This window comes from Phormidesmis sp. 146-33, assembly GCF_052939515.1.
Map to the genome: position 1 here is coordinate 1 of NZ_JBJPHU010000015.1, position 13,910 is coordinate 13,910.

A 13,910-nucleotide genomic window follows, 5' to 3' on the forward strand; every position below is an offset into this window, starting at 1 on the left:
AAACGATCGTCGTCGTCCCCGTCTGCACCTCATTGATGAAGCTATCTTCTGCCCCGTTGCCATCATTGTTAATCAAATTGGAGGCGCGACTAGAGAAAACAACAAATTTGCCATCTCTGCTGACGATCGGCGTCGTCGAGTCGCCTGTTCCCGAAGTCGCGGATTCATCGTTTCCGGCTGCTCCAGCAGTGTCACGACTGACCAAGATCGTTGTCGGAGCCGACAGGTTACTGAGATCCCGCACAAACCCATCTCGTTTTGCATTGGTGTCGTTGGCCACGAGATTGCTCGATAGGCTGGTAAAGGCAATTTGCTTCCCATCGGCGCTGATGCTGACATTAGAAGATGACCCATTGCCGATCGCCCCTGCTTGACTTTGACTCACCAAAAACGTCTGCCGCGTCGGATTGCTCAAATCGCGCACAAACACATCTGTCACGGCATTGTCATCGGTAACCCCTGCCACCAGATCACTCGAAAGGCTGACAAACGCTACAAAATTGCCATCACTGCTAATCACAGGCGCAGAAGATCCTGACCCGACACCCGCTCCGTTGCCGCTGGTCGTTCCGGTGGCGTTAAAGCTAACCAGTTCTATCCCTGTTGTGCGATCCCACAGGTAGACATCATCAACCCCATTGGTGTCTTCTGCCACGAGGGACGCAGTTGTACTAAAGGCGATGCGGCTACCCGTTTGGTTGATCACAGGATTCGTTAGTCCTGTCCCAGCGGCCACAACCGTCATTTCATCCGTTGCCCGATTCCAGACAAAGGTTCCTTGACTCGCAGTGGGTTCTAGATCGATCGCGTTACTGGCAAATGCCACATAGTTACCATCGCCGCTAATCGCCGGAGTCAATGAGCCTAAACGCCCTCCGGCAGTGTTGTCGATATTGCTGCTGACCAAGCTGACGGTTTGAGCGGTGCGATCGTACAAAAAGACATCCGGGAGGGTTCGTCCATTATTTCTGCTAGGAATCGTACTTAAGTTGTTGGCGCGACTGACAAATGCAATATAGTCCCCGTTGTCGCTGATTACAGGAGTGACCGAATCAAAGTCACCTGCCGTCGGCGTGAGATCAGTTGTCCGGCTCACGAGATTGATCTTTCCGGTTGATCGCTCCCACACAAACACATCATTGTTCGGTCGGGTATCTGTGTAGGAAACTTCAGCGTCCAGGGTGACAGAATTGCTGACAAAAGCCACATAGCTTCCATCCGCGCTGATCACTGCATTGAATGAAGTGCTGGTCGCTGGATTGGTCGTATTGCGGCTGATCAAGGTGACGGTCGGGGCGAGCGGATTGGAGCGATCGAGCAAAAATACATCCTGACCAGGGTTGCGATCATCGGCCGTCAAATCATTGGCGAGGCTGCTAAACACCACATATTTTCCGTCGCCGCTGGTCGAAGCACTTCCGATCGAACCACCCGCATTATTGACCGACGTAACATTCGCCGACGAAAGCAACTCGACAGGCAGTAAATGCTGATAAGTTGCCAGCGTTGTTGCCTTAAAGACCAGACCCGCCGCAATCTCTCCCGTGTTGACTTCTAGTGTCCAATCGCCCCCTAAGTCAGCCGCTCCTGTGCGATCGTTAGACGCGGCAACATCCGCCCCCGTTAGTTGACTAAACTGTTGAAGAAACTTCAATCCGCGATCGCCCGCTGCCACATCGCAGCCATAGAGCAAGATATCTGCATCTTCTGTTAACGCACCGCCCCAGGACTTTAAGCGATCGACAGTGCGGTTCAACGTTTCTAAACTGAGCGAGGTGCTGCCCAAATTCAGGCTTCCTGATGTCCCGTGAGCCAAAATATGTAGACTGGCGATACCTGAGCGACCCATCAGCGTCTGAGTAATCTGCGCCACCGCATCCTGAAGCGGATCGAGAACATGCACCTCCGTCCCGGCGTTGACTCCTGTGATCAGACTTTGATAATCCTTCACACGGGTATCAATAAAAGCCACTGCCGTCCCAGATCTCCAGGAAGACGACGGATTTGTAGTCAACAGATCAGACGCGAGCAGAACAGACTGCTCCACAGACAACGGGTGACGATTCCAGGTAGATGACTGGGCAGATTCCATGCTCATACTTCTCAAGGGGACTAGGGTCAGGACAGAAACGAGCCTATTCTTCCCTGGAGATCTGGTGGATTCTACATACGGTTCTCAGGGGAAGCACGGATGTTTGTAGAGCAAGTAGCACAAGCCTTCATAAAGCTCTAGTCAGAATTTAGCCAAAATCACAGTCACCACCGTTTTATAAAGAACGCTAAACAGGGGCGGCGAGGCGTTTTACAGTAGACTAGGTTCTATGTTTGCCAACTTTTTACCCCCCGAAGTTGCTCAACTCACCGAAGTGACTTCTATCGCGCTTGCTCAACAAATCACCGCTCAAGCGATCGCCACACCGCTGAGGGCTGACCCGATCCAAACGACCTATGTGCATCAAGGGTCGGGAGGGGTTCCCATTTTGCTACTGCACGGTTTCGATAGCTCAGTTTTAGAATTTCGTCGTCTGCTGCCTCTGTTGGCTCAAGCTCGATCCGTCTGGGCGATCGATTTACTAGGGTTTGGCTTTACCGATCGTCCGGTGGGCGTTGCTTTTACACCCGATGCGATCAAGACGCACCTTTATCAGGTTTGGCAAACGCTGATTGGTCAGCCCGTGATTTTAGTGGGGGCCTCAATGGGCGGGGCGGCTGCGATCGATTTTGCGCTCACCTATCCCGAAGCGGTTTCTCAGTTAGTTTTGATCGACAGTGCGGGGTTTGCGGCCGGCCCGGCGATCGGGCGATTTCTCATTCCGCCGCTGGGCTATCTGGCGACCGAATTTTTGCGTCAGCCCAAAGTCCGTCAGCAGGTCAGCCTCAACGCCTACTACGATCGCAGCTTTGTCACCCTAGATGCAGAATGCTGTGCTGCTCTACATCTCAAACAGCCCCGATGGAGTCAAGCGCTGATCGCCTTTACCCAAAGCGGTGGCTACAATTTTTTGAGCGACCGGATTGCGAACCTCAAACAGCCCACGCTGATTCTCTGGGGCGACCAGGACAAAATTTTAGGAACAGCGGATGCTCAACGGTTTGAGCGAGCGATCGTCCACAGTCAACTAATCTGGATTCAAAACTGCGGTCACGTTCCCCATCTAGAACAACCCCAATTAACCGCCCAACACATTCTGACGGGTTGAATTTTGGCCTTGCCAACTCTAAATCGCTGATGGAAGGCCGGAAGTTCCCCAAAATTGGCAGCTTGGGGGCGAGTTCTTGTCATCGTGCAGCCTACCGTGTACACACAAGTTGATCGATCCGTCATTGCCGAGATCCTTCGCCCCCTAAATCCCCCAAAATTGGGGGACTTTGATAAAGAGAGACTGCGAGCGTTCAAAGTCCCCCAGACTGGGGGATTTAGGGGGCTGAAGGCGACTGAAACGAAGCGACTCCGAAATTGTGTGTACATGGTAGATCTGTGCAGCAGCGCCAACCCGAAACAGGCAGCGAAACGTTACTAAACTTCAAGAATTCTCTCCGGAGATCAATTCAGGCCCTGGGAAATACGGATCATTGCAACGGATCTTCATGCGGTTTTTATGGAAATCCAGCAATCTCCGCAAAGACGGATTTCATCGGGGTTTGTTCCTGTGCTAGGCTCGAAAAGAACAGGCTAGGGAAAGTAGTATCCATCTATGCTTGACACCGGTCGTCTTCCCCTCACTGGCAATGCGCTCTCTTGGTTTAGACAAGGGTTAGGTCACGCTGCCGCCGAAGATCACGAAAAGGCAGTTGCTTCTTACAATCAAGTGCTGAGGACTCGACCGGACTTTTGGGAAGCTTGGTACGAACGGGGACTCTCTTTAGAAAGTTTGGGATTTTTTACAGAAGCGATCGCCAGCTACGATCGGGCCCTGCAATCGCGTCCTAGCCGAGAAGCCGAAGGTGAAATCTGGCACGATCGCGGCAACGCCATGCAGTACGGGTTGGGGGACTATGAGGCGGCTCTTATTTGCTATAACCACACGTTGCAGATTAATGAGGCCTACCCACTCGCCTGGTTTAATCGCGGCAATGCCTTGCTGTATGGGTTAAACCAGTACGACGGTGCGATCGAGAGCTACAATCACGCGATAGAACTGGACGCTAACAATCATTTGACTTGGCGAAATCGCGGCAATGCGCTGGTCGAGTTAAAACGCTATTCAGAAGCGATCGCCAGCTACGATCGAGCTTTGTCTCTCCAGCCCGACGATCAGGTTTCCTGGCAGGCTCGACTCCTCGCTTCTCAGCAGTGTGGGCTATCTGGACTCAAGCAACCGACGACAAAGCCTGTCTGGTATGAGGATGGTTGTGACGCAACCCTGGTCGAGCATGAGGCGGCTCCTCACAAGGCGGTTGAGGGTAAGGAGGTTCGACCGTTTGCAGGGCATCCTTTTCCCCGGCTGGTGGTTGAAGATGATGCAGGGCAGCGTGAGATTTCTTTGGAGAAGGCGCAGTATACGATCGGCAGAGATCCCAAAAATGATATTTGTCTGCGATCGCAGTTTGCCTCTCGATATCATGCGGTTTTGCGCCGAGTCGATCGCGAAGATGGAATGCTGGTTTATACGATCGACGACGGCAATGTAGATGGCAAACCTAGCACCAATGGACTCCTGATCAATGGTCAGCGTCTATTATTTTCACCGTTAAAAACGGGTGATCTGGTTGTATTTGGCCCGCAAGTTCGGGCGACTTATCACTACGATGGACTTCAGCAATCTGAATAAGATTTGGTAAAGATCAAAAAATTTTGAACAAGTCTTTTAAGAATTTTCTAGACTTGCGGAAGATACGCCCTGTGTGACGTTGGCTTAGTATCAAGTCTGCTATATTTTCTCACTTTGTCCAATTATCAAGACAAGTGAGGGGTTCGTTGTGTTCCAAACTGTGGAAAAGATTGCCCACAGAAAGATTAATTTGCAATCAAAAATTGAGATCTGTATCTTTGTCTAACCGCTACAAGAGGAAGTTGCAATGTCTGACTTAATTCAAGCTGTTTTGAATAGTGATGAGAAAACCAATTTACGACAGTTTGCCAGTCTTTTACGATCGTCTGAGCAGAAGTATTTACTGAGAAATGAGATTTTACATTTGTTTGGAGAGTACTGCCGAAACTATGAGAAATCTGAGCAGTTTCACACCTCATCTCGTCTGAGCAAGCTAGTTTATTACATTCAAGAAATCATTCTGGACGAGGAAAGTCTGTGCATGATTATTCGCCCTAAAATTGCGCGACAGGAGGCGTATCGAGTCCTAGAAAATCTGACAGTCGAACCAATCTCCGTAGAGGAACTGTTGGATCTGCGCGATCGCTTTGTCAATCGATTTTACCCTCAAGAAGGTGAGACGTTTGAGATTGATTTTCAGCCATTTTATGACTATTCTCCGACAATTCGAGACCCTAAAAACATTGGCAAAGGGGTAGAATTTCTCAATCGCTATTTGTCGAGTAAACTATTTCAAGATCCGCAAGAGTGGCAAGATTCGCTATTCAATTTCATGCGACTGCATAAATGTAGTGGATCTCAACTGTTAATTAATGAGCGAATTCAAACTCAAAAAGAGTTGAGCGATCGAGTCAAACAGGCAATTACATTTGTTAGCGATTTACCCTCTGATACTGCTTACCAAAACTTTCGATTTGATCTGCAAAATTTGGGTTTTGAGCCAGGTTGGGGCAACACTGCCCATCGAGTTCAAGAGACGTTAGAAATCCTGGATCAACTGCTCGATTCACCCGATCACCAATCATTAGAGGCCTTCATTTCGCGTATTCCCATGATTTTCAAGATTGTGCTGGTATCGCCTCATGGGTGGTTTGGGCAAGAAGGCGTATTGGGCAGACCCGATACAGGGGGGCAGGTTGTCTACATTCTCGATCAGGTCAAAAGTCTCGAACAACAGCTTCAAGAAGACATCAATCTGGCAGGCTTAGAAGTTCTGGATGTGCATCCAAAAGTGATTGTTTTGACGCGCTTGATTCCTCAAAGTGATGGGACGCTTTGTAACCAGCGATTAGAAAAAATTCATGAGACAGTTGATGCCTGGATTCTACGAGTTCCCTTTCGAGAATTTAATCCCAACCTGACGCAAAACTGGATTTCTCGCTTTGAAATCTGGCCTTATCTAGAAACTTTTGCGATCGATGCTGAGAAAGAACTAAGAGCAGAGTTGCAGGGTGTTCCTGATTTGATTGTGGGCAACTATTCAGACGGAAATCTGGTCGCGTTTCTATTAGCAAGACGGCTCAAAGTCACTCAGTGTAATGTTGCTCATGCGCTCGAAAAATCTAAGTATTTATTCAGCAATCTTTATTGGCAAGATCTGGAGGATAAGTATCACTTTTCGCTTCAGTTTACGGCCGATTTGATTGCGATGAATGCCGCCAACTTTATCATCAGCAGCACTTATCAAGAAATTGTTGGCACGCCTGATAGTGTGGGACAGTATGAGTCTTACAAATCGTTCACGATGCCGGAGCTATATCATGTAGTCAGCGGGATTGAGTTATTTAGTCCCAAGTTTAATGTGGTGCCGCCGGGAGTCAATGAGCAAGCGTTCTTTCCCTATACTCGCACCAAAGAGCGGTTGTCGAGAGATCGCGACTGCCTCGAAGAACTCATGTTCAATTTAGAAGATCCGACTCAAGTCTTTGGCAAATTAGAAGACCCCAAAAAGCGCCCAATCTTCTCAATGGCACGGTTAGATCGGATTAAAAATCTCACGGGCTTGGTCGAAATTTTCGGCAAGAATAAAGAGCTACAAGAGCGCTGCAATCTAATTTTGGTCGCTGGAAAACTGCGAATCGAAAACTCGACCGATCACGAAGAAATCAGCGAAATCCAGAAGATGTATCAAACGATCGATGAATACGATCTACATGGAAAAATTCGCTGGCTAGGCGTGAGGCTTTCTAAAGGAGATACGGGTGAAATCTATCGCGTGATTGCCGATCGCCAAGGCATTTTTGTGCAGCCCGCTTTATTTGAAGCGTTTGGCTTAACCATTTTGGAATCCATGATCACAGGATTGCCTACCTTTGCGACTCGATTTGGCGGCCCATTAGAGATTATTCAAGACCGAGTGAATGGGTTTTATATCAATCCAACCGAGCAAGAACAAGTGGCCGCGATCATTCTAGAATTCCTTTCTAAGTGTGACCAAAACCCGAACTATTGGGACGAGATTTCTGAGAAAAGTATCGATCGAGTCTACAGCACTTACACCTGGAAAATTCACACGACTCGACTGATTTCTCTCGCTAAAATCTACGGTTTTTGGAACTACACCTCCCAAGAAAATCGAGAAGATATGCTGCGATATATTGAGTCGTTGTTTCACTTGCTCTACAAACCCAGAGCGCAACAATTATTAGAGGAACATCAACACCGATAACTCCTTTAGAAACGGCTGAATAAAACAATCCCCCTGTCTATTCTTCAAGCTCAGGGGGATCGATTTATTGACACTCCCACCTCTAAAGAGAGTGGGATTCTTGGCTCTACGAATGACCTTAAAATTCACTATCCTTGCGGCAATGCTTAAACCTTTCAACCGCGCCATCGCGCCAATTGACGAGCTTAACTTAGTCAATCCCAGAGAGTCTATCTCCCCAAGCGTACTTAGGATACGAACCTAGCGTTTAGGCGTGCCCCGCCTTACGTTTTCGGACTCTCAAACAATATTCGGTGCTCTGGTGGTGGGAAGACGTGGCTATCCCTGACTGTTTTAAGAGTTTTCGCCGCTCTTTGCCCTACTCATTGATGCCTGAAAGTGTGTCTTAACGGTTTCACGATGGCAAAGGAGTTTCACCTTGACAAGTGTTATTGTACCAAACATTGACTCTGTGGCTTGCCAGCCACGCGCGAACCCTAACTACATCCCACGGGTGAACCACATGGGTTTTGTGGGTTTCCGAACCCTCCCACTTCTATAAACTCATTCAAGCTACAGTTCAGACAAGGTTTGGAAGAAACCCAGCAGTCCGTGACCTGTCAAAATTTCGAGGGCCAGCAGAGAAACGAATCCAATCATAGCGAGGCGACCGTTGAGCAGTTCTGCGTAAGGAGTAAAGCCTGTTTGAGGCTCCTCGGTGACATACATTTGAGGCTCGATCGCAAAGTTGTTTAGCTTGCCCTGATCGTCTGTGATAGATCCGCTTCTCATGATTTTTTGCTCGTGTAAAGTGTTTCAGTTTCTTTACAAAGCTTAACGTGTTTGAGGGAGATTGTAAAGAATTTGTTACAAATTCAGTTTATTCATGCTCCACGACAAAGACATTTGCGTAAAGGTTGGCGACGATCTGCTGTCCTTGTTGGGTCAGATTCAAATAGCGTAAAGCGTCTTGAATAAAGGGATGTACTCCATTCCAGAAAAATTTTGGATAGTTTTTTCGCAGGTCTCCTGGATGTTCGTAACCGAGCGCTTTGTTAACGCCTGTTTCCTCAAATTCGTAATACAGCGCATTGATTTTTCTCAGATAGCGCGGATCGCTGAGTTGTCCGATCAAGTCCGCCGCCCGAATTAATCCAGGATAATTAATGGTGTCTTGATGGTCTTCAGCATTGGGAACGGGAAAGCGAGTTAGCTCAATATTGCGCTTGATGATTTCGGCATCGATTAGTTTATGTCCGCCAAAGCGTTCTTCGATAAATAGCTTGCCGCGATCGACATGATAAGGAGTCAGACTCGCATCACTCGCCCCCAACGCCAACTCAATCATCGTATTGTCCAGACCCGTCGCGTAAGAACCGATGCGATCGTCGCGGCAAACCCCTTTGACATAGCCAATATCGTGACAGGTGAGCGAAATAACGCAGTGTAGCCAGTCTTCACAAGACACTCCACCATCCCGAATATGACGACCTCGCAGCATTTCCTGTCCGACGAGGGTCACGAGAATCGTGTGTTCGACATCGTGGTAAAGCGCGTCACTGTTGGCAATATTCTCTAAAGCCATGCTGCCCGCCCACCCTAAAATGTCCGCATAATTGGACTTCATGTTGCCGTAGGTGCGGTGATAGCCTTGCTGAAGCTGATCCACAAACGCATCAATAAAAATTTCGGTGGCGTTAAACATTGCTATTCTTGAGAGTGCTTTTTGGAGGTTGTTAGTTAGACTTCTGTTCGTTGCGTTCCTCACAGCCTGGTTTGAAGTATTATCCGCTCGATCGCCTTCGTTTGGGTGTAGCAGTTGAGACAGGGATGAGGGAGGAGGGAAGAGGGAAGAGGGAGGAGGGAAGAGGGAAGAGGGAGGAGGGAGGAGGGAAGAGGGAGGAGGGTAGAATGCAGTTTCTGTGGTTTGACTTTGAGCTTTGAGAAGTGGAGTAGATGAGACCTGATACGACCTTACGTTAGGGATTGGTGTGGATTGAATGAACGTTTTTTGCTTCAGTGTTCAGCGCTTTTGCTCCCCAATCCCCTAATTCTGATTCATCTACGATCGCAAAGTTGCACACTTTCTACTATGAGGTAATCTTCCAACAATTTGGGTGACGAAATCTAGAGGAATCGGTGATAAATACGGCCTGTTTGAGTGATAGAAATCATGGTGACGCTGTGGTTGCCTCGTCGATCGTACTGAATTCTGCGTCGGTTAGCTTGATTTGAGTTGCTCGTACCGAGTCTTCAATGCTATCAGGCTTGCTGGCTCCTGGAATGGGCAAAATGCATTGCGACTTGGCTAACATCCAGGCGAGAACTAGCGTATAAACAGAAACGCCTTTTTGGTGGGCAAGGTCAGCGATCGCTTTCACAGTCTTTAGTTCACTCACTCGACGACTTCCACCGAGCGGACTCCAGGGCAAAAAGGTCAATCCTTCAGCTTCGCAGTATTCCAACACGCCATCGGTTTCGGGCTGACGGTGCCAGAGGTTGTATTGATTTTGGACTGAGACGATTTCGACGACTTCGCGGGCTTGTTTGATCTGCTCAACCGAAAAATTTGATACGCCCACAAAGCGGATGAGTCCGGCTTGAACGGCTTCTTTGGCAGGCGTTAGCGAGTCAGCGATCGTATACTCTGGGTCAGGTGAATGGTATTGCCACAGGTCAATCGGCTGGTGGCCTCCCAGCGCTTCATAGCTGGCTCGAATGGTTTCGCGTAAATGCTGCGGATTGCCGTTGCGAGTCCAGGAGCCATTAGGACGCATCAACCCGCCTTTGGTCGCGACTAAAACCTGGCTGGTGTCACCTGCATATTGCTCAAGTGCTTTGTGGATTAGCGTTTCGTTGTGGTGCTTATCGGATTCGTCTTGACAATAAGCGTCGGCGGTATCGATCAAATTTACGCCCAGATCTAGCGCTTTGTGAATGGTGGCGATCGCCTGCGATTCGGGTGGTCTGCTGCTCAGAGACATTGGCATTCCACCCAGGGCGATCGCAAAAAGTTGAATGTCTGTGTTGCCGAGGGGTCGCAGTTCTCTAACCGTGGTTTCCATGAGGCTTGCTTAGAATGGATTGCTTGAATCTTAGTTGAATGTGTCGTGCGTCAATCTTCACACTCAAGTTAGATTTCAAAAACAGCCGTTCAAACCTAACCGTTATGGATTTGTATCTGGGTATCGATTTTGGCACATCGGGCGCAAGAGCGATCTCTTTGAGTTACCCGCACGGGGTCGCCGTCTCGCCTTTAGAAAACGATCTTGCAGAAATTCAGTTTCAAGCCAGTCGCTCGTTTACTCAATCTGACAATTTGCCTGCCCTTTGGCAAAACACCCTGTTTCATCTCATCGACCAGATTCCCAAAGCGTTACGATCGCAGATTCGCGCCATTGCTATCAATGGAACTTCTTCAACGGTGTTGCTGTGTGACCAAACAGGCGATCCGATCGCAGAACCGCTGCTCTACAACGACGATCGCGCCGCGACGGTATTGGATGATGTGAAGGCGATCGCTCCTCTCAATCACACGGTCGTTAGCGCAACTTCTAGCTTTGCCAAACTCCTGTGGTGGAGCCAACAGCCTGACTTTTCTAACGCGCGTTATTTTTTGCATCAAGCAGACTGGCTGGCATTTTTGCTACACCGACAGTTAGGAATCAGCGACTATCACAACAGTTTGAAGTTGGGCTATGACGTTGAGCATCTCTGTTATCCCGATTGGTTAGAAGCTTTACCGTTCAGAAAACGATTGCCCAACGTCGTCGCTCCCGGAACTGTAGTTTCAGCGATTCATCCCACCGTCGCGGCTGAATGGAACCTGCGATCGGACTGCCTGATTTGTGCCGGAACCACAGACAGCATCGCCGCTTTTTTGGCCAGTGGAGTCAGCACACCCGGAGAAGCGGTCACTTCGTTAGGATCAACACTGGTACTCAAACTTCTCAGCGAAACCCGGATCGAAGCCGGACAATACGGAATTTATAGCCATCGATTGGGCGATCTGTGGCTGGTTGGAGGCGCTTCTAACACCGGAGGAGCCGTATTAAAGCATTTCTTTAGCGATCGACAACTCGCCCAACTCAGCGATCGCATTCCTACCGATCAAGAGAGCTTGCTGGACTATTACCCATTGCTGAAACCGGGCGATCGCTTTCCCATTAACGATCCTCATCTGCCTCCACAATTAGACCCTCGACCCGATGATCCTGTCATTTTTCTACACGGGTTGCTCGAAAGTATCGCTCGCATTGAAGCCAAGGGCTACAGACTGCTACAATCCTTGGGAACAAATGCCTTGACAAGCGTTTATTCGGCTGGAGGTGGAGCAAACAATCAAGCGTGGCAAGCCATTCGGATGCGTCAGTTAGGCGTTCCGGTGGTGCGATCGTCTCAAACAGAAGCCGCCTACGGAACCGCAACCCTCGCCCTCAAAAGTAGAGGTTAACAACAAAATAAGGAACGTTAACCGATGAATTGAATGAACACGACTACGAACATCAATTCGATTAGAGTCTGCCGCTTCGTTACTGAGTGCTTTTGCCCCCAAGCTGCCAACCTGCCGTGTACACACAAGTCGATCAATCTGTCATTGCTGAGATCCTTCGCCCCCTAAATCCCCCAAAAATGGGGGACTTTGAGCCGTCGTCATGGCTTTGAACTTTGGAGGAAATCCTTCCTTTGTCAAAGTCCACCAGACTGGGGGATTTAGGGGGCTGAAGCCGCTTGAAACGAAGCGACAACGACTTGTGTGACACCGTAGAAGCTGCCAACTCTGGGGACTTTTAGACAAAACTTCCCGTTCAAAGCCTTCTATCTAACGGAAGTTAGAACACAACCAGATCTGTAACCGAAGCAAAACCTTCATCCCTCATCTCTCCTCGCGCAGCGGAACAAAGTTCTCCCTTATCCCTAAATTCCAAGCAACCGAAAGATCAATACATTAGTGGGAACACTGAAAAAAGTTGAGGAAACTCACCCCTACAGAATTTAACAGTAGAGCATGTGGCGAAGGCTAAAAAACCTCTTTGACAGTTTGAATACATACGCTGACATGAGTCCCGATTTGGCACTGAGAAAGCGTATCAATCAAACTTTGCGCGATCGCCCCTCCCGGACAGCGGATGAGTGGTACGAATTGTTTTGGCAGCCTTTAGGCATTTCTCAAGAAGTCTCAGATTTTGTCTACCAGCAGTTAGAAGACTATTCAGGGCTGCATTTTGCCAATGTCTTACCAAGCGATCGCCTCACCGAAGATTTGCACCTGCCGCTAGTCTGCTGGTTTGACTGGGAAATCTCATTTTGCGAAGCCTTTGGCTGTCAATTTGGAATTGATGTGAGCGAAGGATTTGACCTTGACCGCTTTTCAACGCTTCAGGCACTCGTCGTTTTTCTTAATCAACAATTGCTCTCTGTGAACTACTCTTAAATGGAGGGTAAGAACAGACGACCAGCATGGATAAACCGTTAGATGTAGAGCGATCGCTAGAGGTCGCCCAAACTGTCAAAAGCAAAGCAAAATCAATTTTTGAAAACGCCCACAAAGCCGCCCTTGTCATCGAAGGAGCCACCTATGTGCAGGGGTTTGTTGTCTTTGCGGGGTCGCCCTTTAAGCCAGTCGAACATGCGTGGCTAGAGTTAGACGATCGCCTCATCGATCCCAATTTTCAGCATCTAAGCCGCAAAGCAGACGAGCTTTTTTACTTCCCAGCCCAGCGCTTGACGGTGAAACAGTTAAAAAAAGCGATCGAGGAAGCTGAAGAAGACTACCCCGATGATGATGCGCTGCCAGTCTATGGCAAAATGCCCTACGAATATTACGGCGACCTGATGCTAGGAGGCAAAGACTACCTCACCGCTCACCAAGCTGCCGAAGCCAAAAGCAAAGAACTCAACAAACCCAAATCAAGAGACGCAAACGAGTTAAATTAGCGCAAATTCGACGAAATCTTTCGCGGCGGTTGTTAATTCAGGCACTCAACAACGAAGCGACGAATTCATATTTCTTCAAGCACTTACTCACTGAGGCTTTTGGTCTTCGTTTGGAGACTGACTATCCTTTGAGTTACAGGCTCGATCGACGACTAAATAAGCGCTACTTCCTGGTCTTGGTTGTGTTAACGCTCCCGTGTCGCCGTATTCAAATTTTTGAATCAATTTTCTATTTTTAGTGTAGGCATTTAATTTTCTCAAGCGTTGTGATTTATTGGTGCAATCGACTGACCAGCGAATCACCGCACCATGTACAGGCTGAGTCACTTTCTCATCGACAAAAGCATTGTTGGCTTGAGGAAATTCACGATATTCCCAATACCAAACGACCGACCCATTGCGCTGGATCGAACTGGTGTCAATAAAAAACTTATCGTTAACTGAGTTCTCAGTGACTTTTGTCCATTCAGCCGCCAACCCGATCGGAGCATACGCAAAAAAAGCTCCCGCAATCATCATCAAGGACACTAACTTTTTCATGACAGTCTCAAAAT

Annotated in this window: 11 protein-coding genes; 6 read left to right on the forward strand and 5 right to left on the reverse strand. The window is 48.5% G+C overall.

All coding sequences use genetic code 11. The annotated features are described in order from the left end of the window. A partial coding sequence (locus ACJ2PR_RS08400) for a DUF4347 domain-containing protein (RefSeq protein WP_446876695.1) occupies positions 1 to 2,092 on the reverse strand: 2,092 nt, incomplete at its 3' end. A gap of 229 nt (positions 2,093 to 2,321) precedes the next feature. On the opposite strand from ACJ2PR_RS08400, the gene ACJ2PR_RS08405 reads away from it, so the two are divergent. The 3 genes from ACJ2PR_RS08405 (at position 2,322) to ACJ2PR_RS08415 (ending at position 7,440) form a co-directional block, all read left to right on the forward strand. Further along, positions 2,322 to 3,200 carry an alpha/beta fold hydrolase gene (locus ACJ2PR_RS08405; protein WP_446876696.1) on the forward strand — a complete coding sequence of 293 codons (879 nt, stop codon included), beginning with the start codon at positions 2,322 to 2,324 and terminating at the stop codon, positions 3,198 to 3,200. Between the two features lie 495 nt (positions 3,201 to 3,695). Continuing rightward, complete coding sequence (locus ACJ2PR_RS08410) at positions 3,696 to 4,772, forward strand: tetratricopeptide repeat protein (RefSeq protein WP_446876697.1); 1,077 nt, start codon at positions 3,696 to 3,698, stop codon at positions 4,770 to 4,772. Positions 4,773 to 5,019: 247 nt separating this feature from the next. After that, on the forward strand, positions 5,020 to 7,440 hold the full coding sequence (locus tag ACJ2PR_RS08415; protein ID WP_446876698.1) for a sucrose synthase: 2,421 nt from the start codon (positions 5,020 to 5,022) through the stop codon (positions 7,438 to 7,440). Positions 7,441 to 7,992: 552 nt separating this feature from the next. Here ACJ2PR_RS08415 and ACJ2PR_RS08420 read toward each other — a convergent pair. From ACJ2PR_RS08420 to ACJ2PR_RS08430, 3 genes are all read right to left on the reverse strand, one after another. Further along, positions 7,993 to 8,211 (reverse strand): chlorophyll a/b-binding protein, encoded by a 219-nt coding sequence (locus ACJ2PR_RS08420; protein ID WP_446859172.1) that lies wholly within the window; start codon positions 8,209 to 8,211, stop codon positions 7,993 to 7,995. 88 nt (positions 8,212 to 8,299) lie between these two features. After that, positions 8,300 to 9,124, reverse strand: a complete 825-nt coding sequence (locus ACJ2PR_RS08425; protein WP_446876699.1) for an Npun_R2479 family HD domain-containing metalloprotein — start codon at positions 9,122 to 9,124, stop codon at positions 8,300 to 8,302. Between the two features lie 466 nt (positions 9,125 to 9,590). After that, positions 9,591 to 10,484: an aldo/keto reductase gene (locus tag ACJ2PR_RS08430; protein ID WP_446876700.1), complete on the reverse strand. Its 894-nt coding sequence runs from the start codon at positions 10,482 to 10,484 to the stop codon at positions 9,591 to 9,593. A gap of 104 nt (positions 10,485 to 10,588) precedes the next feature. Here ACJ2PR_RS08430 and ACJ2PR_RS08435 point away from each other — a divergent pair, with 104 nt between their 5' ends. The 3 genes from ACJ2PR_RS08435 to ACJ2PR_RS08445 all read left to right on the forward strand — a co-directional run bounded on the left by ACJ2PR_RS08435 (position 10,589) and on the right by ACJ2PR_RS08445 (position 13,356). After that, entirely contained in the window at positions 10,589 to 11,872 is a 1,284-nt protein-coding gene (locus tag ACJ2PR_RS08435; protein ID WP_446876701.1) for an FGGY-family carbohydrate kinase, read from the forward strand. A 588-nt stretch (positions 11,873 to 12,460) separates the two neighbouring features. Further along, positions 12,461 to 12,853 (forward strand): hypothetical protein, encoded by a 393-nt coding sequence (locus tag ACJ2PR_RS08440; protein WP_446876702.1) that lies wholly within the window; start codon positions 12,461 to 12,463, stop codon positions 12,851 to 12,853. Between the two features lie 26 nt (positions 12,854 to 12,879). Further along, positions 12,880 to 13,356, forward strand: coding sequence for a hypothetical protein (locus ACJ2PR_RS08445; protein ID WP_446859177.1), 477 nt, complete (start codon positions 12,880 to 12,882; stop codon positions 13,354 to 13,356). A gap of 87 nt (positions 13,357 to 13,443) precedes the next feature. Here ACJ2PR_RS08445 and ACJ2PR_RS08450 read toward each other — a convergent pair whose 3' ends face one another. Next, positions 13,444 to 13,896, reverse strand: a complete 453-nt coding sequence (locus ACJ2PR_RS08450; protein ID WP_446876703.1) for a surface-adhesin E family protein — start codon at positions 13,894 to 13,896, stop codon at positions 13,444 to 13,446. Positions 13,897 to 13,910 lie beyond the last annotated feature (14 nt).

Coding starts and splice junctions, on each gene's coding strand:
- ACJ2PR_RS08405 (WP_446876696.1), top strand. CDS start 2,322: ATGTTTGCCAACTTTTTACCCCCCGAAGTTGCTCAACTCACCGAAGTG.
- ACJ2PR_RS08410 (WP_446876697.1), top strand. CDS start 3,696: ATGCTTGACACCGGTCGTCTTCCCCTCACTGGCAATGCGCTCTCTTGG.
- ACJ2PR_RS08415 (WP_446876698.1), top strand. CDS start 5,020: ATGTCTGACTTAATTCAAGCTGTTTTGAATAGTGATGAGAAAACCAAT.
- ACJ2PR_RS08420 (WP_446859172.1), bottom strand. CDS start 8,211: ATGAGAAGCGGATCTATCACAGACGATCAGGGCAAGCTAAACAACTTT.
- ACJ2PR_RS08425 (WP_446876699.1), bottom strand. CDS start 9,124: ATGTTTAACGCCACCGAAATTTTTATTGATGCGTTTGTGGATCAGCTT.
- ACJ2PR_RS08430 (WP_446876700.1), bottom strand. CDS start 10,484: ATGGAAACCACGGTTAGAGAACTGCGACCCCTCGGCAACACAGACATT.
- ACJ2PR_RS08435 (WP_446876701.1), top strand. CDS start 10,589: ATGGATTTGTATCTGGGTATCGATTTTGGCACATCGGGCGCAAGAGCG.
- ACJ2PR_RS08445 (WP_446859177.1), top strand. CDS start 12,880: ATGGATAAACCGTTAGATGTAGAGCGATCGCTAGAGGTCGCCCAAACT.
- ACJ2PR_RS08450 (WP_446876703.1), bottom strand. CDS start 13,896: ATGAAAAAGTTAGTGTCCTTGATGATGATTGCGGGAGCTTTTTTTGCG.